The sequence below is a fragment of the Geodermatophilus sp. SYSU D00079 genome (genome assembly GCF_054050635.1).
The window spans coordinates 1-21,078 of the sequence record NZ_JBJGZS010000013.1; the positions used below are offsets into that span (position 1 = coordinate 1).

A 21,078-nucleotide genomic window follows, 5' to 3' on the forward strand; every position below is an offset into this window, starting at 1 on the left:
GGGGGGGGGGGGGGGGGGGGGGGGGGGGGGGGGGGGGGGGGGGGGGGGGGTGGGGGTGGGGGGGGGGGGGGGGGGGGGGGGGGGTGGGGGGGGGGGGGGGGGGGGGGGGGGGCGCCCCCCCCCCCCCCCCCCCCCCCCCCCCCCCCCCCCCCCCCCCCACGTCGGTCAGGACTCGAAGGCGCGGTCGATGTACTGGTCGACGTTCTCCGCCGTGACGACGGGGGCGTTCAGCACGATCTGCCGCGGGACCTCCGGGGAGACCAGGTCGGAGAACGACTTCTCCTGCGCGATCAGCCGGGCCAGGCGGATGCCGTCGGCGGCCTGCGTGTGCGGGTAGATGACGGTCGCCTGCAGGACCGACTCGCCGGACTCGATCTCGCGCATGGCGTTGGCCGAGCCCGCGCCGCCGACCATGATGAACTCGTCGCGGCCGGCGTTCTGGATGGCGGCCAGGACGCCGACGCCCTGGTCGTCGTCGTGGTTCCAGAGGGCGTCGATCTGCGGCGCGGCCTGGAGCAGGTTGGCCGCGGCCTCCTCGCCGCCCTCGACGGTGAAGTCCGCGGCGACGCGGTTGGCGACCGACAGCCCGCACTCGCTGAGCGCGTCGGCGAAGCCCTGGCTGCGGTCCTGCGTCAGCGGCAGCGAGTCGATGCCGGCGATCTCGGCGACGACCGCGTTGGGGTTGTCGCCCACCTGCTCGCAGACGTACGTGCCGGCCGAGACACCCATGCCGTAGTTGTCGCCCAGGATCGTGGTGCGGGCGGCGAACGGGCTGTTGAACTCGCGGTCGACGTTGATGACCGGGATGCCGGCCTCCATCGCCTGCAGCGCGACCGGGGTCAGCGCGGCGCCGTCGAAGGGCAGCAGCACGATGGCGTCGACGCCCTGGTTGATGAACGTCTCGACCTGGCTGATCTGCGTGCCGACGTCGTTGGTGCCCTCGGCGACCTGGAGCTCGACGTCCTCGTACTCCTCGGCCGCGGCACGGGCGGCCTCGGTGATGCCGGCCATCCAGCCGTGGTCGGCGGCCGGGGCGGAGAAGCCGATGGTGACGGTGTCGCCGGTCTCGTCGTTCGAGCTGGCGGCGTTGTTCCCGCCACCGCCTCCGCCGGAGCTCTCCTCGGGGGTGTTGCTCGTGCAGCCGGCGATCAGGGCGCCGGCACCCACGAGAGCCACCGCGGTGGACGTCAGGCGCCGGTAGGGGCGCCGCCTCGCTGCAGACATGTCATCTCCTCGAAGGACAGCCTCCCTGGCAGGACTCGGCCAGGTGGTGGTGCGTCGGTGGTGCTCCCCGCCGGACAGTGGCCGGCGAGGGGTGGTGCTGCTGGGGGGCGGGCGGCGGCTGCCGCCCGCGCACGGGTCAGGGCTGGGGGCGGTCGGTGGTCGCGCCGGGCGGGGTGCCGCCGGGCCCACCGGGCACGGAGCCGCCCGAGAGGGTGCCGGACGGCGCGCCGGCGGTGGTGGCGCTGCCGGACCCCGATCCCCTGCCGAGCCGGCCGAGGCTGAAGCTGCCGGTCGCCAGCCGCATCTGCAGCAGGACGGCGACGACGATGATCACGCCGCGGGCCACCGCCTGCGCGGAGCTGGACAGGTTGTTCAGGGTGAAGACGTTGCCCAGGGTGGTGAAGATCAGCACGCCCAGGACGGTGCCGACGATCGTGCCGCGGCCGCCGATGAGCAGCGTGCCGCCGATGACCACCGCGGCGATGGCGTCGAGCTCGGCCAGCGTGCCGTGGGTGGAGCTGCCGGTCGTCGTCCGGGCCATCAGCATGACCGCGGCGATGCCGCAGGTGATGCCGGAGAGCACGTAGAGCCACATGGTGTGCCGCTGCACCCGGATGCCGGCGAGGCGGGCGGCCTCGGCGTTGCCGCCGACGGCGAAGGTGCGCCGGCCGAACGTCGTCCGGTTGAGCAGGACCCAGCCGGCGACCGCGACCAGCGCGAAGATGATCACCAGCGTCGGGATGCCGAGGACGTCGCCGGAGAAGAAGGCGAGGAAGTCGCGGTCCTGGACGATCTGGGTGCGCCGGTTGGCGATGATCTCCGCCAGGCCCCGGGCCGCGGCCAGCATGGCCAGCGTCGCGATGAAGGCGACGAGCTTGCCGTAGGCGATCACGACGCCGTTGACCAGGCCGGCCCCGGCGCCCACGGCCAGCGCCGTGAACACCATGACGATCCAGTGGGTGTCCTCGGCCATCTGCTGGGTGGCCAGCGTGGTCGCCCACACCGAGGAGAGGGCGACGATCGCACCGACCGAGAGGTCGATGCCCCCGCCGATGATCACGAACGTCATCCCGACGCTGATCACGCCGATCACGGCGGCCAGCCGCAGGATCGTCAGGACGTTGTCGACGTCGGCGAAGCGGTCGCCGGCGGTGGCCACCCCGACGACGCAGAGCACCGCCAGGGCGATCACCAGGCCGAGGTTGCGCCCCACCGGGCCGGACATGAACCCCGGCCCCTTCCCGCCGGTGCGCCCCGGCGCGGTGCCGGCCGGCTCCGGGGTGGAGCCCACCCCGGTCGCCGCGGTCGTGCTGCCGCTCATGCCACGTCCCCTTCGTGCTGTGCGTGCGCGCCGTGGGCGGCCGCGTCCTCCATGACCAGGTCGAGCACCCGGTGCTCGTCGAGCGCGCCGGCCGGCTCCTCCGCGAGCACCCGGCCGTCGGCGACCACGAGGACGCGGTCGGCCAGGCCCAGCACCTCCGGGATCTCGCTGGAGACGACGACCACGGCGACACCGCGGTCGGCCAGGTCCCGGATCAGCGCGTAGATCTCCGCCCGCGCACCGACGTCGACCCCGCGGGTCGGCTCGTCGAGCAGCAGGACGCGGCAGTCGCGCAGCAGCCAGCGGGCCAGGACGACCTTCTGCTGGTTGCCGCCCGACAGCGTCCGCACCTCGCGGTCGACGTCGGCGGGCCGGACGTCGAGCGCCTGCACCTGCTCGCGGGCCGCGGCCTTCTCCGACCCGCGGGCGAGGAAGCCGCCCCGGGCGAAGCGGCGCAGGCTGGAGATGCTGATGTTGCGCGAGACCGACTCGCCGAGCAGCAGGGCCTGGCTCTTGCGCTCCTCCGGCGCGAGGCCCACGCCCGCCGACACGGCGGCGGCGACGTCGCCGGGGCGCAGCCGCCGGCCACCGACCCGGACGGTGCCGGCGGTCGCCCGCCGGGCGCCGTAGACGGTCTCGAGGATCTCCGAGCGACCCGAGCCGACCAGACCGGCCAGCCCGACGATCTCCCCGGCGTGCACCGAGAAGGAGACGTCGGAGAAGCGCCCGCGCAGGCCGAGACCCTCGACCTCCAGCAGCGGTCGTTCCTCGGTGTGCGGCCGGGTGCGCCGCTCGGGGAAGACGTACTCGATGTCGCGGCCGGTCATCAGCGTGATGACCTCGCGCGTGGCGGTCGAGCGGGCCGGCAGGCCGGTGGCGACGGTGCGGCCGTCCTTGAGGACGGTGATCCGGTCCCCGACCTGGCGGATCTCCTCCAGGCGGTGGGAGATGTAGACGACGGCGACGTCGTGGGCGGTCAGGTCGCGCATGACCGCGAAGAGCCGCTCGACCTCCTCGTTGTCCAGGACGGCGGACGGCTCGTCCATGATGATCAGCTTCGCGTCCTGGGACAGCGCCCGGGCGATGCTGACCATCTGCTGGGAGGCCGCCGGCAGGGAGCCGACCTCTGCGGTGGGCCGGATCTCGGCGTGGCCGAGCCGGGCGAGCAGCTCGGACGCCGCGCGGTTGGCCGACGCCGGACGGGTCAGCCCCAGGCGGGCGTGCTCGCGGCCCAGGAAGACGTTGTCGGCGACGGTCAGGCCGGCCACCAGGTCGAGCTCCTGGTAGATCGTCGCGATGCCCAGCGACATCGCCGCCTGCGGCGTGGTCAGGGAGACCGGCTCACCCCGCCAGGTGATGCTCCCGGCGTCGGGCTGGTGGGCACCGGCGAGGACCTTGATCAGGGTCGACTTCCCAGCGCCGTTCTGCCCCAGGAGGCAGTGCACCTCCCCCGCGCGGACGTCGAGGTCCACGCCGTCCAGGGCGCGCACCCCGGGGAAGCTCTTGACGATGCCGTGCATCTCCAGCAGAGGGGTGGTCACTCCGTGCCTCCTCCGGCGGTCGGGGCCGCGGCGCGCTCGCTGGGACCGACCACCACGCCACCCCCGGACTTTTGCTCACCATTGACCATTAGTCGTGTCAGGCGAGAACTTATGAGCCGCGTCACCTCCGGTCAAGGTCCCGGGGGGCAGTTACCGAACCGCAACGTCCGCGCGGAGTCGGGAGGAGGGCGCTCCGGGGGGCGGAGCGTCGGGCCTACTGGGCCAGGGCCTGGTGGACCGCGTCCTCGTCGAGGAAGCCCTCGATCGCCATCAGGGCCGCACCGAGGCGGCCCGAGAGGTCGGGCGCGTCGCTGACGGTGATCTCGAGGTCGCGGGCGGCCAGCGGCATCGAGCGCCGGTACACCGCCTCCCGGATGCCGGCCAGCAGCGGGGCGCCGGCGCGGGCCACGCCCCCCGTCATCACGATCCGGTGCGGGTTGAAGAAGTTGACCAGCGCGGCGAGCACCGTGCCGATCGTCCGGCCGGCGTCGCGGACCAGCTCCAGCGTGGGACCGTCGCCCTGCGCCGCCCGTTCGACGAGCTCCCGGACGCTGCTGACCGACAGGCCCGCGGCCACGGCGTCACGCAGCAGCGCCCCGCCGCCGGCGATCGCCTCCAGGCAGTTCTCGTTGCCGCACCGGCACACCACGACCGGCCCGCCGGGCCGGCCGACGTAGATGTGCCCGATGTCGCCGGCACTCCCCTGGGCGCCGCGGTACACGCGGCCGTCGACGATGACGCCGCAGCCGATGCCGGTGCCGACCTTGACGACGAGCACGTCCTGCACCGATCCGCCGACGCCCATCTCGCCCAGCGCCATGACGTTCACGTCGTTGTCGACGAAGACGGGGCACTCGTAGCGGCGGAACGCCTCGGGGATCGGGTGGTCGTGCCAGCCCGGCATGATCGGCGGGTGCGAGGGCCGGCCGCTGGAGAACTCGACCGGCCCGGGGACGCCGACGCCGACCGCGCACACGTCGCTCGGGGTGAGACCGGCCTCGGCGAGCACCTTCTGGCCCAGCCGGTCGACCTCGGCCAGCACCGGCCCGGGGCCCTCGGCGATGTCGATGGGGTGCCCCGCGGTGGCGAGGATCTGCGCCGACAGGTCGGTGACCGCGACGTCGACGCTGGTCACCCCGAGGTCGACGGCGAGCACGCACCCGGCGCGGCTGTTGAAGTGGAGCAGCGTGGGGGGCCGTCCGCCGGTGCTCCAGCCCGGGCCGCCCTCCTCCAGCAGGTTGGCCGCGATCAGCTGGTCCACCCGCGCGCTCACCGTGTTGCGGGACGCGCCGGTCAGCGCCACGAGGTCCGCCCGGCTGCGCGCACGACCGGTCCGCACGTGACGCAGCAGCGCCCCGGCGGATGCAGATGTGTGCGCCACGCCGTCATCGTGGCACGGCCCCGCCACTTCCCTCCCCGATGAGCGCGGCGACCTCGTCCGGGTGGGTGTGCACGGTCATGTGCGCGGCCCCGGGCACCTCGACCAGCCGGCCGTGGGGTGCGGCGGCGGCGACGGCGGCGGCCCAGTCGTGCGGGCAGAGCCGGTCGCGGGTGCCGCGGACGACGGTCACGGGCACCCGCAGGCCCCGCAGCCGGACGTCGATCCGGTCCGGGGCGGCCACCCGCCACAGCCGCCACATCGCCCGCGGGCCGGTGTGCAGCCACTGCGCGAGCACCCGCGGCACCTGCGCCCACGGCTCGCGGGCCGCCGTCCGCAACCACCGGCCGGCCAGCACCGGCCAGGTCCGCAGCCGCGGGTCGGTCGTCGGCCCCAGCAGCACCACCCCCGCGACCCGTGGGTCGCCGGCCGCCGCGGCCACCACCTGGCAGCCCTGCGAGTGCCCGACCAGGAGCACCGGCCCCTCCCCCAGCCCGGCCCGCAGGAGCGCGGCCAGCTCCTCCAGCGGGGGCACCGGACCCGGCAGGCCCATGCCCGGCAGGACGACGACGTCGCCGGGCAGCCGCGCCCGGACGAGGGCGGACGAGCGCGCGTCGAGCCCCAGGCCGGGGACGAACACGGGCCGGGGACGGGGGGTGGGCACCGCAACGGTCTACCGGTTCCCCGCGTGGGGCGCCGACCGGCGGGTGGTGCGCGAGACTGTGACCTGGATCGCGCGGAGCCGCGCACGGCCGGGAGCAGCCGGAATGGGAGACTGATTCATCATGACGACATCACCTGAGACCGCCCCCGTCGGCACCACCCGCTCCGGTCGGCCTCGGGTCGTCGTCATCGGGTCGGGCTTCGGCGGGCTGTTCGCCGCGCAGGCGCTGAAGAAGGCCCCGGTCGACATCACGCTGATCGGCAAGACCAGCCACCACCTGTTCCAGCCGCTGCTCTACCAGGTGGCCACCGGCATCCTCTCCGAGGGCGAGATCGCCCCGCCGACCCGCGAGGTGCTGCGCGGTCAGCGCAACGCCCGGGTGGTGCTCGGCGAGGTCACCCGGATCGACCTGGCCGCCCGCACGGTCACCTCGACCATCCTGGGCCGCACCACGGTGCACCCCTACGACGAGCTGATCGTGGCCGCCGGCGCCGGGCAGTCCTACTTCGGCAACGACCGGTTCGCCGAGTTCGCCCCCGGCATGAAGAGCATCGACGACGCCCTGGAGCTGCGCGGCCGCATCTTCGGCGCGTTCGAGCTGGCCGAGCTGGCCACCGACCCGGCCGAGGTCGACCGGCTGCTCACCTTCGTCGTCGTCGGCGCCGGCCCCACCGGGGTGGAGATGGCCGGGCAGATCGCCGAGCTGGCCCACCGCACGCTGCGCCGCGACTTCCGCAGCATCGACCCCACGCAGGCGCGGGTGATCCTGCTCGACGCCGCCCCGGCCGTCCTCCCGTCCTTCGGCGAGAAGCTGGGCGACCGGGCCCGCCGGCAGCTCAACCGGATCGGCGTCGAGGTGCAGCTGGGCGCCATGGTCACCGACGTCGACGCCAACGGCATCGAGGTCAAGGACGGCGACGGCCAGGTGCGCCGCATCTCCGCCGCCACCAAGATCTGGGCCGCCGGCGTCCAGGCCTCCCCGCTGGGCCGGCAGCTGGCCGAGCAGTCCGGCGCCGAGGTCGACCGCGCCGGGCGGATCTCCGTGCAGCCCGACCTCACCCTGCCCGGTCACCCCGAGGTGCACGTGGTCGGCGACATGATGAGCCTGGACCGGCTGCCCGGCGTCGCGCAGGTGGCCATCCAGGGCGGGCGCTACGCCGCGGAGCAGATCGAGCGGAGGATCGCCGGCCGCGCACCGAAGGGCCCGTTCCGCTACCGGGACAAGGGCTCGATGGCCACGATCTCCCGCTTCTCCGCCGTCGCCGACGTGGGGAAGCTGAAGATGGAGGGCTTCCTCGCCTGGGTGATGTGGCTGGTGGTCCACCTGGCCTACATCGTCGGGTTCAAGAGCCGCCTGACCGCCGTCCTGCACTGGATCGTCAGCTTCCTCGGCCGCGGTCGTGCCGAGCGGGTGGCCACCCAGCAGCAGGTGTACGGGCGGCTCGCCCTCGAACAGCTGGGCGCCGGGTTCGCGGTCTCCAAGTCCGGCGGGCCCAAGGACACCGACGCGCCGGCCGAGGACGTCACCGAGCGCCGCTCCGCCTAGCGCGCCGCTGCGCGCCGGTCGCCGAGCCAGCCGTCGAGGGCGGCGGTCACGAGGTCCGGCCGGACGACGTGGCCGCCGTCGAACTCCTCGTAGGTGACGTCGTACCCGGCGGCCGCGAGTTCCCGGGACACCCGCCGGCCGCAGCGGTCGACCGGCAGCACGCGGTCGCCGGTCCCGTGGGAGATCCAGATCCGCGGGGAGCCCCGGTGCGCGGGCGCGGCGACGAAGCCCGGGGAGAAGGCCAGGACGGTGTCCAGCAGGTCGCCGTTGGCCAGCCCGAGGGAGAGCGCGTAGGAGGCGCCGTCGGAGAAGCCGCCGACCGCCACCCGGCTCACCGGGTGGGCACCGAGGACCCGGCCGAGGGCCGCGTCGAGCACCGCGACGTCGCGGCCGAGGCCGCCGGCGATGAGGTCCCAGGTGCGGGCCACGGACGTCGTCGCCAGCACGATCACCCCGCGGGCGGTGGCGGCCTCCCCGATGGCGACCAGGCCCTGCGCCGCCGTCCCCCCGGCGCCGTGGCAGAAGACCAGGAGCGGCCGGGGTCCGTCCGCGTCGGGGACGGCGACCAGCGCCTCGGCCCGCCCGCCGAGGTCCAGCGACGTCAGGCCGACGGGGAACGGCCGCCCGGCGGGGCTCGTGGACGGACGGCTGTCCAGCCGCCCGTCGGCCGCCTCGCGCACCGGCCTCAGACCGCGTGGGCGACCGGCGGCACGTGCTCGTCGGGCCGCTCCAGGTGCAGCGGCTGCAGCGCACGGCTGGTGTCGAGGTAGAGGAAGGCGTCGTAGCGCCGGGCCAGCACGGTGGGCACGTAGTTGCCCCAGCGCTCGCGCTCGGGCCGGTAGACCACGCCGATCGCGCGGTGGTCCAGCCGCCGGTCCAGCGCGGCGGGGCGCGGCCCGTCCGGGGGCCAGACCAGCAGGGCGTCCTCCCCCAGCTCCTCGTGCAACAGCGCCTCGAGGCTGCCGACCCGTGCGGGGGGCACCTCCATCCGCTGCACCTGCGCGCCCCACTCCCGCCCGGCGACGACCCCACCGCGGTGGCTCCCGAACCCCACGAGGACGACGTCGCCGGCGCCGTGCCGTTCACGCACCAGCTGGCCGACGTTGACCATGCCGGCGTCGGCCATGTCGGTGGCCCGCGCGTCGCCGACGTGGGTGTTGTGCTCCCAGACGACGGCCTTGGCGTCACTGTGCTCGAGCAGCCGGTCCAGGGTGTCGGCCATGTGCACGTCGCGGACGTTCCACGACTCCGCCGAGCCGCCGACCATCGCCCGGTAGTACCGCTCGGCCCCGGCGACGACCGCGGCGTTCATCTCGGCCGACAGGTGGGCCTCGGGGTCGTCGGCCGGGGCCGGCCGGCCGCGCTCCTCGCACAGGTGCCGCAGCAGCTCGACCACGGTCTGCTCGCAGGTGGTGGGCGCGAAGCGGGTGGCGAAGGCGTACTCGGCGCCGTCCTCCCCGAAGGGCTCGAAGCAGGCCAGGGCCTGCGTCGCCTTCGCCACGTGCTCCGGCTCGTGCTCGCGCAGCCAGCCGACCAGCTCGTGCATCGAGTCCCAGAGGCTGTAGACGTCCAGGCCGTAGAACCCCACCCGCGCGGCCTCGGGCCGCGCGGCGTTGACCTCCCGCAGCCAGCGGCAGAAGTCGACGACGTCGTCGTTGGCCCACATCCACGTCGGCCACCGGGCGTAGGCGTCGAGGGCGTCACGGGGGTCCTCGTCGGCTCCCGGGCGGAGCTTGACGCTGCGGTTGACCCGGTAGCAGTCGGGCCAGTCACCCTCGACGGCGACGAGGCCGAAGCCGCGCTCGGTGACGAGCCGCCGGGTCAGCGCCGCCCGCCAGGCGTAGTACTCGTGGGTGCCGTGGCTGGCCTCGCCGATGGCCACGATGCGCGCGTCGCCGATCCGCTCGAGCAGCGGGTCGAGGTCGGCGGGCTCCCGCAGCGGGCGGGCCAGGTCGCGCAGGCCGTCGGCCATGGCCCTACTCCGCGCTCCCCGGCTCGGCCATCTTCGCGTGGCCGGCGGACTTCAGCTTGTCCGGCAGCACGGAGTTGGCCGCGGCCTGCGCCCGGGTGAGCAGGGAGCCGGCCACGACCTTGTCCTTGCCGGCCATGAGGGCCTCGAAGCCCTGCTTCGCCACCTGCGCGGGGTCGTCCTTGGGCCCCTGGCCGAGCTTGGTGTCCAGCAGGTCCCCGCGCTCGAAGAACTCGGTGTCCGTGGGGCCCGGCATCAGGGAGGTGACCGTGACCCCCGTGTCGCGCAGCTCGGTGGCCAGCGCCTCGGCGAACGACTGCACGAAGGACTTGGAGGCGTTGTAGACCGCCTGGTAGGGCCCGGGCATCGTCGAGGCGATCGAGGAGGTGAACAGCACCCGGCCCTCGCCGCGGGCGGCCATGTCGCGGACCACGAGCTTGGCCAGGCGGACGGTCGAGGTGACGTTCAGGTCGATGATGGCCTGCTCGTCCTCGACCGGGTTGTCGACGAAGGCCCCGCCCTTGCCGACGCCGGCGTTGAGCGCGGCCGCCGCGAGCGGCCGCCCCGTGGCCTGGACGGTGGCCCAGAGCGCCTCGACGCCCGCGGGGGTGCGGAGGTCGGCCTGCACCGCCTGCACCGTGGTGCCCCCGGACCGCAGCTGCTCGGCGGCGGTGGTCAGCTCGGTGTCCTCGGCGTTCACGACGAGGTCGAACCCGGCGCCGGCGAACTGCCGGGCCAGCTCCAGGCCGATCCCGCTGGAGGCTCCGGTCACGAGGGCGAGGGGGCGTGTCTCCGTCATGCGGCCTGCCCTACCCCGGTGCCGGGCGGCCACTCCTCGGCCGGTCGCCGGCCACCGCCCCCTCGCGCACCACCTGGGCCGCCACCGCCCGGAGGTCACCGGTGCGCTCCCAGGTGCGGCGCTGGCGGGCGGCGGAGGTGCCCAGCGCCCACAGCCGGTCCAGCAGGGCGGCCACCTCGTCCTCCTCGCCGTGCGCCCGCAGGTCGTCGGCGAGCTCCCCGACGAGACCGTCGACGGCGGTCCGCGCCGGCACGGGTTCGCCGCGCACGGGGTCGAACAGCTCGCCGGACAGGCCGTCCCGGGCCGCCCGCCAGCGCGCGGCGCGCAGCAGCTCCGGGCGGACCTCGGGGCACGGCTCGCCCGCCTCGGCGCGGCCGGCCAGCACCCGCACCAGCGCGCGGGCCAGCGCGGCGTGCAGGACGGCGGCGTCGAAGTCGGTGCAGACGTCGGCCAGCCGGAACTCGAGGGTGGGGTAGCGGGTCGAGGGGCGCAGGTCCCAGTAGAGGTGCCGGCCGTCGCCGATGGCGTCCCCGCGCACCAGGGCGTCGACGACCTCCCGGAAGCGCCGGGCGCTGCCCAGGTGCTCGGGCGGCCCGGCGTTGGGCCAACGCGACCACCACGGCGTCCGGAAACTCTCGTAACCGGTGTCGACACCGTGGTGGAAGGGCGAGCTGCCGGTCATGGCGAGGAGCACCGGCAGGTGGGGCCGCGCGCGGTCCATCACGGCGACCGCCGTCTCCAGGTCCGGGACGCCGACGTGCACGTGACAGCCGCAGATGTCCTGCTGGCGGGCGAGGACGGCCCAGCGGGTGACCATCTCGTCGTACCGGGGGTCGGCGGTCATGGGCTGGTCCCGCCAGGAGCCGGACGGGTGGGTCGACGCGGCGAGGAGGGTGAGCCCGGCACGGGCGGCGGCGGCCGCGGCCTCGGTGCGGGTGGTGACCAGCTGGGCGCGGAGCTCGGCGAGGGTGGTGCAGACACCGGTCGCCGTCTCCAGCTGGGTGGTCGCGATCTCGGCGTGGACGTGCGCACCGGCCGTGCCGCGGAGGGCGGCGGCGACGACCTCCGGCGCCGCGGTGAGCGCGAGGGTGTCCGGGTCGACGAGGTGGAACTCCTCCTCGACGCCGACCGTCGCCCCGGGCGGCGGCGGGTGGTCGGGTCCGGGACGGGCGGGCGCGGTGACCTCCTCGTCCCCCGGGGGGCTCACGGCTCGGCGAACCAGGCGAAGCCGAGGCCGGGGACACCCAACCGCCCCTCGACCACCTCCAGCGGGCCGTCGCTGCCGTGCACCTGGTCGAAGGTGCCGAACCCGGTGACCGTGTCGGCGTCGACCGTCCGGGGCTCCGGGGAGAAGTTCACCAGGCCGACGAAGGTGCCGCTGCGCGGGTGCCGCCGGGACCACGCCAGCACCGCGTCGTCCCCGACGTCCAGGACGACCGACTCCACCCCGCCGCGCAGCGCGAGCAGCGAGCGCCGGACCTCCCCCAGCCGGCGCACCGCGGCGCAGACGCGGCCCTCGAGGGTGGCCGGGTCGTGGCGACGGGCGGCGGCGGACCAGTCCATCGGCGGGCGGTGCATCCAGCGGTTGTCCGGCGCGCGCTCGGGGTCGTCGAGGTAGCCGGCGTCGTTGCGCATCGCCAGCTCGTCGCCCATGTAGAGCAGGGGGATGCCGCCGAAGGCGTAGGCGACCGAGTACAGCAGCACCAGCCGGCGGATCCCGGCGTCCAGCGCGGCGTCGTCGCCGGCCTCGAGCGCGGCCTCGATGCCGCACAGCGACGCCGCCGAGCCGGAGATGCGGGCGTCGCCGGTGGCCTCGTTCTCCTGGAACAGCGCGCCGCGGGCGAAGGAGCCCGGGAAGCGGCCCGAGTAGAAGTCGTTGAGGAACCGTCGGTGGGCGGAGCCGTCGACGCCGGTCGCCGCGGCGTCCTCGTCGGTGACCGCCCAGCCGATGTCGTCGTGCCCCCGCACGTAGGTGACCCAGGTGGACGACGGCGGGATCGGCTGCATCCGGCGCAGCGCGGTGCGGGCCAGCCGGGCGTCCTGGGTGGCCAGGCTGCTCCACAGCAGCACCATGAGCTGGTTGTGGTAGGCCAGCTCGCACTCGGGCCGGAAGCGGTCGTGCCCGCCGAGGTAGGGCACCAGGTCGTCGGGCGAGACGATCGCCTCGGCCTTGAAGACGACGCCCGGGGCGGCCAACCGGGCCAGCGCGTGCAGCAGCTGCAGGAGGCTGTGCGCCTCCGGCTGGTTCTGGCAGCTGGTGCCCAGCCGCTTCCACATGAACGGCACGGCGTCCATGCGGAAGACGTCGACGCCGCGGTTGGCCAGCCAGGCGATCTCGCCGAGCACGGCCAGCGTCACCTCGGGGTTGGAGTAGTCGAGGTCCCACTGGTAGGGCCAGAACGTCGTCCACACCCACCCGCCGGCGCCGCCGCAGGCCTCGGGCACCCAGCTGAAGGACCCCGGCGCCCGGTCGGGGAACACCTCCGGGATGGTCGCGTCGTAGGCGTCGGGCATGGTCCGGTCCGGGAAGGCGGTGTAGAAGCCGGCGTACGCGGGGTCGCCGGCCAGCCAGCCCTGCGCCCACGGGTGCTCGCGGGCGGTGTGGTTGAGCACGAGGTCGATGCACAGGCTCATGTCGCGCTCGTGCAGGGCCGCCGCCACCGCCTCGAGGTCGGCCATGGTGCCCAGCCGCGGGTCCACCGAGCGGTAGTCGGCCACGGCGTAGCCGCCGTCGTTCTCGCCCTCGCGCGGCCGCAGCAGCGGCATGAGGTGCAGGTAGGTGGTGCCGAGCTCGACCAGGTGGTCGAGGTGGCCGGGCAGCCGGTCCAGGGTGCCGCAGAATCGGTCGACGTAGCAGACGTAGCCCTGCGTGCTGGCCCGCTGGAACCAGGCGGGGTCGATCTCGCGCCGCCGGTCCAGCCGGCGCAGCGGCTCCGGCCGCTCCGCGGCGGCGGCGAGGACGACGTGCACCGCCCGCTCGAACAGCTCGTCGGCCGCCGCCCCGTAGAGGATGGCCAGCGGCTCGTGGACGTCGTACACCGCCAGGTCGGCACGGGCGAGGAAGGCGTCCCCCTCGGCCCCGCCCAGCGCGGCGACCGCGGCCTCCTCCACCCGGGGCCGCAGCCCCGCCCATGCCCGTTCCGCCGCCTCCCGGCGCGCGGCCGCCGAGACCGTCACCGGCCCAGTATCGGGGCGCTGTTCGCCCACGGCATGACACCTGCCGGGCGGGCGCGGGGAGGCGTTCAATCGTGCGCGTAATCGTGTAATCGAGGAGGCGGTCCCGTGTCCCTGGCCCCCGATCCCGACACCGCGGCGCTGGACGCCTACTCGCGCATCGTCACCGCCGTCGCCGCCGAACTCACCCCGCACGTGGCCGCCCTGCAGGTCACCGGGCCCGGCGGGCGCGGCGGCGCGGGCTCGGCGGTCGTCGTTCCCGGGGACGGGCTCATGCTCACCAACGCCCACGTCGTCGGCGGCGCCCGGCGCGGCCGGGCGGTGTTCGCCGACGGCAGCGAGACCGACGTCGACGTCGTGGGCGCCGACCCCCTGTCCGACCTCGCCGTGGTGCGCGCCCGGACGGCGACCCCGCCCCCGGCGGAGCTCGGCGAGGCCACCGAGCTGCGCGTGGGCCAGCTCGTCGTCGCCGTCGGCAACCCGCTGGGCCTGGCGGGCTCGGTCACCGCCGGTGTCGTCAGCGGGCTGGGCCGGTCGCTGCCCACGCGCGACGGGCGGACCGCACGCGTCGTGGAGGACGTGATCCAGACCGACGCCGCACTCAACCCCGGCAACTCCGGCGGCGCCCTGGCCGACTCCGCGGGCCGGGTCGTGGGCATCAACACCGCGGTCGCCGGCTGGGGCCTGGGACTCGCGGTGCCGGTCAACGACACCACCCGGCGGATCGTCGGTGCGCTGGTCCGGGACGGCCGGGTCCGCCGGGCCTACCTGGGCCTGGTGAGCACGCCCGCACCGCTGCCGGCCGCGCTCGCCGAGCGGACCGGACGCCGCCGGGGGCTGCGCATCGTCGACGTCGTCCCGGGCTCCCCCGCCGACCGGGCCGGGCTCAAGGCCGGCGACCTGGTGCTGGAGGCCGGCCGCCGTCCCGTGGCGGAGGCGCAGAGCCTGCAGCGGCTGCTGTTCGAGGACGCCATCGGGCAGCCGCTGCCGGTGACGGTCTCCCGCCGGGGGGCGATGGTCGACGTCGTCACCGTGCCCAGCGAGCTCACCGGCGGGTGACCGACGGCGGCCGCCGTCCCCCCGGCCGGGTGGCCGCCGGACTCCCCCGTTGGAGGCAGGTCCCGCCGTCGCACTGCGGAACGTCACCGGTCCGGCCGATGCTGACCGGGACGAACGGGGGGACACACATGCTCGCGGAACGGCCGGTGGGGACGGCGCTGCTGTCGTTGCTGTACGGGGTCAGCGGCGCGCTGTGCCTGCTCGGTGCCGTGCGGCCGCTGACCGCGGAGACACCGGTCGGGCTGCTCTGGGCGCTGGCCGCCGTGGGCTGCGGGGGCTCGGCGCTGCTGTGGTTCGGCCGCCGTCGCATCGGTCCCCGCGGTGTGCACGTCGCGGTCGCCACGATGGCCACGCTGATCGCCGTGCTGGCCTGGCGCTCGGTGACCGCCGTGGGCGTCGTGGGGCTGGGACCGTCGATGGTCGCGGTCGCCGTCTACACGGCCCACTACCTGCCGCGCAACGCCGCCCGCGGGCACGCGGTCTACCTGCTCGCGGTCACCACCACGGGCGCGGTCGCCGCGGCACCGTCCGGCATCGCCCTGCCCTGGCTGACCACCGTCGTCACCGTCGCCGCCCTGGTCGAGGCGCAGACCCGGGTCTCCGCGACGCTGCACCGCGCCGCAGGCACCGACCCGCTCACCGGGCTGGCCAACCGGCGGGCGTGGGTGTCCGGCGCCGAGCGGAGCCTCGCGCACGCGCTGCGCACCCACGAGCCGCTGACCATCGCCGTCCTCGACCTCGACGGGTTCAAGACGATCAACGACGTGGACGGGCACAGCGCCGGTGACGCGCTGCTGCAGTCGCTGGCCCGCGCGTGGAGCAGCGAGCTGCGCACCGCCGACCTGCTCGGCCGCTACGGCGGCGACGAGTTCGTGCTGTGCCTGCCCTCGACCGACGCCGCCTCGGCCGCCGAGCTGCTCGCCCGGCTGCGGGCCAGCCACCCGGCGTCCTGGTCGGCCGGCACCGCCACCGCCGGCCCCGGCGACACCCTCAACGAGCTCCTCCTGCGCGCCGACGCCGACCTCTACCGGCACAAGCGGCACAGCCGCCGCCCCGCCTGACCTCCCGGGCCGTCCGACCCTGTCCCCGCCCCCGCGGGCGGGGGACGGTGGCCGTGTCCCTCCGGGGGGAGGCCGGCATGGCGGCGATCGTGGTGTGTGGCGGGGGCGTCGTCGGACTGTCGACGGCGATGATGCTCGCCGACGACGGCCACGAGGTGACCGTCCTGGAGGCCGATCCGCTCGACCCGCCGGGGACCCCGGTCGAGGCCTGGGACGACTGGCGCCGCAAGGGGGTCGCGCAGTTCCGGCAGCCGCACAACCTGTTCGCCCGGTTCCGGGCGGTCGCGGACGCCGAGCTGCCCGGCCTCACCGACCGGTTGCTCGCCGCCGGGTGCGTCTGGGAGGACTACCTCGACCCGCTGCCGCCGACGGTCGAGGACCGCACCCCGCGCGAGGGCGACGAGCGGATCCGGTTCGTCACCGGCCGGCGCCCGGTGACCGAGTCGGTCGTCGCGGCTGCCGCCCGGGAGCACCCCGGGGTGACCGTGCGCCGCGGACTCCGGGGAACCCGACTGCTGCCCGGACCGGCCGCCCTGCCCGGCGTCCCGCACGCGGCCGGTGTGCGGACCTCCACCGGGGAGGAGATCGCCGCCGACCTGGTCGTCGACGCGATGGGACGCCGGACGCCGAGCGCGGCGTGGCTGGCCGACCTCGGGGCCCGTGGGCCCCACCTGGAGAGCGAGGACAGCGGCTTCGTCTACTACACCCGCTACTTCACCGGACCGGACCGTCCGCGGCGGATCGGCCGCGCCCTCGTCCCTCTCGGCAGCATCTCGATCCTGACGCTGATAGGGGACAACGACACCTGGTCCGTGACCGTGTTCGGGCCCACCGGCGATGCCCCGCTCAAGGCGCTGCGCGACCCGGACGCCTTCACCCGCGTGGTCTCGGCGTGCCCTCTGCAGGCGCACTGGCTCGACGGCCGGCCGCTCACGGATGTCGTGTCGATGGCCGGCGTCCTGGACTGCCACCGGCGCTTCGTCGTCGACGGGGAGCCGGTGGTGACCGGCATGCTGGCCGTCGGCGACGCGTGGGCGTGCACCAACCCCTCGGCCGGCCGCGGGTTGTCGGTCGGGATGGTCCACGCCCAGCAGCTGCGCCAGGCGGTGAGTGACCACCTCGACGACCCCGGACAGCTGGCGCGCGTCTTCGACGAGGTCACCGAGCGGGAGGTCGCGCCGTTCTACCGCGCCCAGGTCGCCGCGGACCGGGCCCGCATCGCGGAGATGGACGCGATCCGCGCCGGCCGGGAGCCACCGCCCCCCGACCCGCGACAGGTCCGGTTCCTCACCGCGGCGATGTGCGACCCGGAGGTGCTGCGGGGGCTGATGGAGATCGTCACCTGCCTCGCGCTCCCGCAGCAGGTGATGGCCCGACCGGGCATGCAGGAGCGGATCGCCCGGTACGCCGAGGCCCCACCGCCACCGTCGGCGCCGGGTCCGGACCGGGCCCGGTTGCTCGAGCTGCTGGCCGGCTGAGGCTCAGGGGCGGCGCCAGTCGTCGGTCGTCATGTGCGAGCCGGCCATCGGCCCCATCTGCAGCATCCCGCCGTCCACCGGCCAGGACGCACCGGTGACGTAGCCCGCCGCCGGGGAGGCGAGGAAGGCGACGACGGCGGCGACCTCCCGCGCGTCACCGGGCCGGCGCAGCGGGACGCCGGGGCGCTCGTGTCCGGGCGCGGTCGGGTCCTCGTCCTCCTGGCCGGTCATCGGGGTGGCGATCTCGCCGGGGGCGACGGCGTTGACGGTGATGCCGTGCTCGGCCAGCTCGATCGCGGCGACGCGGGTGAGCAGGCCGAGGCCGCCCTTGGCCGCGCAGTAGGCGGCCGCGCCCACCCGCGGCTGGTGCTCGTGGACGCTGGTGATGTTGACGATCCGCCCGCCCCGGCCGGCGGCCACCATCCGCCGCGCCGCCCGCTGCAGGCAGAGGAAGGCGCCGTCGAGGTCGGTGGCCAGCACCTCCCGCCAGGTGGCGTAGTCGGTGTCGAGGACGGTGGACATGTGGCCGGTGCCCGCGTCGTTGACCAGCACGTCGACCCCACCGAGCGCCTCGGCCAGGTCGTCGACGACGTCCGCGGCACCGGGCAGCTGCGTGAGGTCCAGGTGGCGGACCTCGGCGCGCCGGCCCAGCCCGCGGACCTCCTCGGCGGTGGCCTCCGCCGCGGCCTGCTCGCGGTACCACGTGACGCCGATGTCGCAGCCGGCCTCGGCGAGCGCGACCGCGGTCGCCCGGCCGATGCCCGACTCGGAGCCGGTGATGACGGCGACCCTGGACCCGCGCGCGCTCTCGCTCATGGCCGAAGGCTAGGAACGGTCGGGGCCGGCCGCAGGCCGGAGCGGTCGGGACCGCGGGACACACCGGACCGTCCGGTGCCCCATGGTGGGTCCGGACCGGTCCAGCGGTGCACCCGGCCCGGCACGGGGGGCGCCGGAACCCCGCGACGAGACACCTCGTCGCCGACCGCTCCGCCGCCGGAGCGCGACACCACCGCGCGGCGTCCTGGGAGTGGAGGATCGGCCCATGCCCGACCTCGCCGACTTCCTGCTGCACCGCATCGCCGAGGACGAGACGGTGGCCGTCCAGCTCGCCGAGCTGTGGGCGAAGGTCACCGACTCCGACCGGGGCAGGCTCGACCCCGGGGTCCGCGAGGGCATGGACTCCGTCTTCGCCGTCGCCGACGGTGCACCCGCCGACGGCGCACCGAACCGCCTGCTGGCCGAGTGCTACGCCAAGCGACGCATCGTCGAGCACATGCGCTACGAGGTCGACCCCGGGCAGGGCCGCGGAGCGGGTCGACCGCTGCCCGGCCACACCGTCCTGCGCCTGCTCGCCCTGCCGTACGCCGGCCACCCGGACTACCGCGAGGAGTGGCAGCCGTGACCTGCCCGCACGGGCTGCGCGCCCGCTGCTCCTGACCGACGAGGCGCGGTCGTGTCCCCTGGAGCGACAGCGGGACACCTGACCCGACCGGGCCCCGGACCCCACGACGGGTGTCAGGCGGCGGTCGCGAGGCGTTCGTCGAGGAGCGCGTCGACCGACGCCCGGGCCTCCTCGACCAGCCGGGTGTTCTCCGCCGACGGGCAGTGCGCCTCCGCGCTGCGGGCGACACCGAGGGCGATGGAGGCGACGGCGATCTCCAGGTCGAGGTCGTCGAGGCTGGTGACGGTGCGGGTCATGGCGGCCTCCCCGGGACGCTCCCCTGTGCTGGACACCTCGCACGCTAGGCCGGGGGTACGACGGTTCCGGGGGTCCGGCCCGGCGCACCGGGCCGGACCCCGGGCGTCAGGCGGTGCGGCTCTCCCGGTCGTAGTTCCTGCCCAGGAACGCCGGCACCCGCGCCCAGCGGAACGCGAAGATCATCACCAGGAGGGTGGCCACGTAGGGGACCACGAGCAGCACCTGGCTCGGGATGCCGACGTCGCCGACCTCGGCGCGCAGTGCGATGACGTCCATCGCGGCGAAGAACAGCGCACCCGCGGCGATGAACTGCGGGCGCCACCCGCCGAAGAACGTCAGCGCGATGGCCAGCCACCCGCGGCCGCCGATGATCCCCTCGGTGAAGGTGCCGGTGTAGACCATCGGCAGGAACGCCCCGGCGACGCCCATGAGCGCGCCGCCGGCGGTCGCCGTCCAGATGCGGGTCCGGGCCACCGGGATGCCGAGGCTGTCGGCCGCCTTCGGGTTCTCCCCCACCGCCCGCAGGTCCAGCCCGGCGCGCGTGCGGTACAGGAAGACGTACAGCCCGACCGCCACCAGCGCCGCCAGGTAGACCAGCAGGTTGTGCGAGAACAGCACGGTGCCGATCACCGGGATGTCGCTGAGCAGCGGGATCTCCACCCGTGGCAGCGTCACGATCAGCGGCTGGGACCCCGACTGGCCGACGACCACCCGGAACAGCAGCCCCGCCAGGCCGGTCGCGGCGAAGAACAGCGCCAGGCCGATGACGAACTGGTCCAGCCGCAGGGACGTCGTCGCCCAGCCGAGCACGAGCCCGAACAGCGCGCCCACGGCCGCGGCGCAGACGATCCCGACCGTGTTGCTGCCGACCCCGTAGCTGACCAGGAAGCCCACCGAGGCGCCGAGCACCATGACGCCCTCCTGCGAGACGCTGAAGACGCCGGCCAGCCCGCCGAGCATCGTGCCCAGCGAGGCCAGCAGGTAGGGCACCGTGGCGATCACGGTGAGCTGGGCCAGGGTCTCGAACTCCGTCATGCCGCGGCCCTCCGCGCGAGTCGCCCGGCGATGACGTCGGACAGGAGCAGGAAGATCAGGATCAGGGCCTCGATGATGAGGACCATCTCGGCCGGCACCCCGACCGTGCGCTGCATCGAGCTCGCCCCGACCTCGAGGATCGAGATGCCGAAGGCCACCACCGGCACCCACAGCGCGTTCCCGCGCGCGATGAGCCCGACGATGATGCCGAGCAGCAGGTAGTTGGCCTGCATCCCCTCGATCGCCCGGCCGTGGACGCCGGACACCTCGATCGCCCCGGCCAGCCCGGCCAGCGCCCCACCGACGACGAGGGCGACGACGGCGACGCGGCCCACCCGGATGCCGTTGATCGCCGCGGCCCGCGGGTTGGTGCCGGCGGCCCGCAGCTCGAAGCCGGCCGCCGTCCGCCGGGTGACGACGATGCTCGCCAGGCTGACCACCGCCGCCAGCAGGATCCCGGCGTGCACGCCGGGGGGCCCGCCGAGGACGGGCAGCTCGGCCGACTCCGCCACCGTCTGCGTGGCCGCGACACCGGCCGCGGGATCGGCCCACACCTCGGTCGCGGCGTAGTCGAGCACCTGGAAGGAGACGAAGTTCAGCAGGACGGTGCTGAGGATCTCGTTCACCCCGAACCGGCCCATGAGCAGGGCGGCGATGCCCGCCCACACCAGCCCGGCGAGCACCCCGGCCAGCAGCACCAGCGGCAGCAGCACCGCCGTCGGCAGGTCGGCGTACACGATGCCGACGCCGGCCGCGGCGGTGCCGCCGACCAGCAGCTGGCCCTCGCCACCGATGTTGAACCGGCCGACCGCCAGCGGGATGGTGAACGCCAGCGCCAGCAGGACGACGGTGACCCACTTGGTGAGGGTCTCGGTGAAGCCGAACGTCGTCTTGAACGACGTCGACAGGATCGTGGTGAACGCGCCGAACGCGTCGTACCCGAGCACCGCCATGACCACGCCGGAGACGAGGAAGGCGAGCACGAGGGCGAGCACGTAGGGCAGCAGGTCGCGCAGCAGCCGCAGGCCGCCGTGCAGCGGGACCGGCGGTGCATCGGTCTGCACCGGCGCCGTGGGGGCACTCACTCCGGGGCCCCCGCGGTGACGTGGAGCGCCGGCGGAGCGTCGTCG

General features: G+C 75.2%; 19 protein-coding genes. 5 read left to right on the forward strand and 14 right to left on the reverse strand.

Annotated features, from left to right (window positions below):
* Window positions 1-165: 165 nt before the first annotated feature.
* The 5 genes from ACI79E_RS12395 to ACI79E_RS12415 form a co-directional block, all read right to left on the reverse strand.
* Entirely contained in the window at window positions 166-1,224 is a 1,059-nt protein-coding gene (locus tag ACI79E_RS12395; RefSeq protein WP_456932847.1) for a substrate-binding domain-containing protein, read from the reverse strand.
* Between the two features lie 136 nt (window positions 1,225-1,360).
* Window positions 1,361-2,545 (reverse strand): ABC transporter permease, encoded by a 1,185-nt coding sequence (locus ACI79E_RS12400; protein WP_456932848.1) that lies wholly within the window; start codon window positions 2,543-2,545, stop codon window positions 1,361-1,363.
* A complete protein-coding gene (locus ACI79E_RS12405; RefSeq protein ID WP_456932849.1) occupies window positions 2,542-4,086 on the reverse strand; it encodes a sugar ABC transporter ATP-binding protein in 1,545 nt (514 codons plus the stop codon). The genes ACI79E_RS12400 and ACI79E_RS12405 overlap by 4 nt, the downstream gene beginning before the upstream one ends.
* Before the next feature lie 214 nt (window positions 4,087-4,300).
* Window positions 4,301-5,467 carry an ROK family protein gene (locus tag ACI79E_RS12410; protein WP_456932850.1) on the reverse strand — a complete coding sequence of 389 codons (1,167 nt, stop codon included), beginning with the start codon at window positions 5,465-5,467 and terminating at the stop codon, window positions 4,301-4,303.
* A 4-nt stretch (window positions 5,468-5,471) separates the two neighbouring features.
* Complete coding sequence (locus tag ACI79E_RS12415; protein WP_456932851.1) at window positions 5,472-6,128, reverse strand: alpha/beta fold hydrolase; 657 nt, start codon at window positions 6,126-6,128, stop codon at window positions 5,472-5,474.
* A 121-nt stretch (window positions 6,129-6,249) separates the two neighbouring features.
* Here ACI79E_RS12415 and ACI79E_RS12420 point away from each other — a divergent pair, with 121 nt between their 5' ends.
* Window positions 6,250-7,674, forward strand: a complete 1,425-nt coding sequence (locus tag ACI79E_RS12420; RefSeq protein WP_456932852.1) for an NAD(P)/FAD-dependent oxidoreductase — start codon at window positions 6,250-6,252, stop codon at window positions 7,672-7,674.
* On the opposite strand, the gene ACI79E_RS12425 is transcribed toward ACI79E_RS12420, so the two are convergent.
* From ACI79E_RS12425 to ACI79E_RS12445, 5 genes are read right to left on the reverse strand one after another with little or no spacing between them, the layout of a single operon-like run.
* On the reverse strand, window positions 7,671-8,354 hold the full coding sequence (locus ACI79E_RS12425; protein WP_456932853.1) for an alpha/beta hydrolase: 684 nt from the start codon (window positions 8,352-8,354) through the stop codon (window positions 7,671-7,673). The two genes, ACI79E_RS12420 and ACI79E_RS12425, sit on opposite strands and share 4 nt — an antisense overlap.
* A 5-nt stretch (window positions 8,355-8,359) precedes the next feature.
* Window positions 8,360-9,646 carry an erythromycin esterase family protein gene (locus ACI79E_RS12430; RefSeq protein WP_456932854.1) on the reverse strand — a complete coding sequence of 429 codons (1,287 nt, stop codon included), beginning with the start codon at window positions 9,644-9,646 and terminating at the stop codon, window positions 8,360-8,362.
* Window positions 9,647-9,650: 4 nt separating this feature from the next.
* The gene (locus ACI79E_RS12435) at window positions 9,651-10,442 is read right to left on the reverse strand and encodes an SDR family NAD(P)-dependent oxidoreductase (RefSeq protein ID WP_456932855.1); all 792 of its coding nucleotides are present in this window, start codon (window positions 10,440-10,442) and stop codon (window positions 9,651-9,653) included.
* Between the two features lie 10 nt (window positions 10,443-10,452).
* A complete protein-coding gene (locus ACI79E_RS12440) occupies window positions 10,453-11,649 on the reverse strand; it encodes a carboxylate-amine ligase (protein ID WP_456932856.1) in 1,197 nt (398 codons plus the stop codon).
* A complete protein-coding gene (locus tag ACI79E_RS12445) occupies window positions 11,646-13,619 on the reverse strand; it encodes an alpha-amylase family protein (RefSeq protein ID WP_456932857.1) in 1,974 nt (657 codons plus the stop codon). The genes ACI79E_RS12440 and ACI79E_RS12445 overlap by 4 nt, the downstream gene beginning before the upstream one ends.
* A 105-nt stretch (window positions 13,620-13,724) precedes the next feature.
* Between ACI79E_RS12445 and ACI79E_RS12450 the strand changes: the two genes are divergently transcribed.
* The 3 genes from ACI79E_RS12450 (at window position 13,725) to ACI79E_RS12460 (ending at window position 17,214) form a co-directional block, all read left to right on the forward strand.
* The gene (locus tag ACI79E_RS12450) at window positions 13,725-14,675 is read left to right on the forward strand and encodes a S1C family serine protease (protein WP_456932858.1); all 951 of its coding nucleotides are present in this window, start codon (window positions 13,725-13,727) and stop codon (window positions 14,673-14,675) included.
* Window positions 14,676-14,803: 128 nt separating this feature from the next.
* Complete coding sequence (locus ACI79E_RS12455) at window positions 14,804-15,736, forward strand: GGDEF domain-containing protein (RefSeq protein ID WP_456932859.1); 933 nt, start codon at window positions 14,804-14,806, stop codon at window positions 15,734-15,736.
* Window positions 15,737-15,813: 77 nt separating this feature from the next.
* Complete coding sequence (locus ACI79E_RS12460) at window positions 15,814-17,214, forward strand: FAD-dependent oxidoreductase (protein WP_456932860.1); 1,401 nt, start codon at window positions 15,814-15,816, stop codon at window positions 17,212-17,214.
* A gap of 3 nt (window positions 17,215-17,217) precedes the next feature.
* Here ACI79E_RS12460 and ACI79E_RS12465 read toward each other — a convergent pair whose 3' ends face one another.
* Entirely contained in the window at window positions 17,218-18,030 is an 813-nt protein-coding gene (locus ACI79E_RS12465) for an SDR family oxidoreductase (RefSeq protein WP_456932861.1), read from the reverse strand.
* Between the two features lie 226 nt (window positions 18,031-18,256).
* On the opposite strand from ACI79E_RS12465, the gene ACI79E_RS12470 reads away from it, so the two are divergent.
* Window positions 18,257-18,616 carry a DUF6221 family protein gene (locus ACI79E_RS12470; RefSeq protein ID WP_456932862.1) on the forward strand — a complete coding sequence of 120 codons (360 nt, stop codon included), beginning with the start codon at window positions 18,257-18,259 and terminating at the stop codon, window positions 18,614-18,616.
* 113 nt (window positions 18,617-18,729) lie between these two features.
* Here the strand turns inward: ACI79E_RS12470 and ACI79E_RS12475 are convergent, their stop codons facing one another.
* From ACI79E_RS12475 to ACI79E_RS12485, 3 genes are all read right to left on the reverse strand, one after another.
* On the reverse strand, window positions 18,730-18,912 hold the full coding sequence (locus ACI79E_RS12475; RefSeq protein WP_456932863.1) for a hypothetical protein: 183 nt from the start codon (window positions 18,910-18,912) through the stop codon (window positions 18,730-18,732).
* Window positions 18,913-19,018: 106 nt separating this feature from the next.
* On the reverse strand, window positions 19,019-19,948 hold the full coding sequence (locus ACI79E_RS12480; RefSeq protein ID WP_456932864.1) for an ABC transporter permease: 930 nt from the start codon (window positions 19,946-19,948) through the stop codon (window positions 19,019-19,021).
* Window positions 19,945-21,033, reverse strand: coding sequence for an ABC transporter permease (locus tag ACI79E_RS12485; RefSeq protein WP_456932865.1), 1,089 nt, complete (start codon window positions 21,031-21,033; stop codon window positions 19,945-19,947). The genes ACI79E_RS12480 and ACI79E_RS12485 overlap by 4 nt, the downstream gene beginning before the upstream one ends.
* Window positions 21,034-21,078 lie beyond the last annotated feature (45 nt).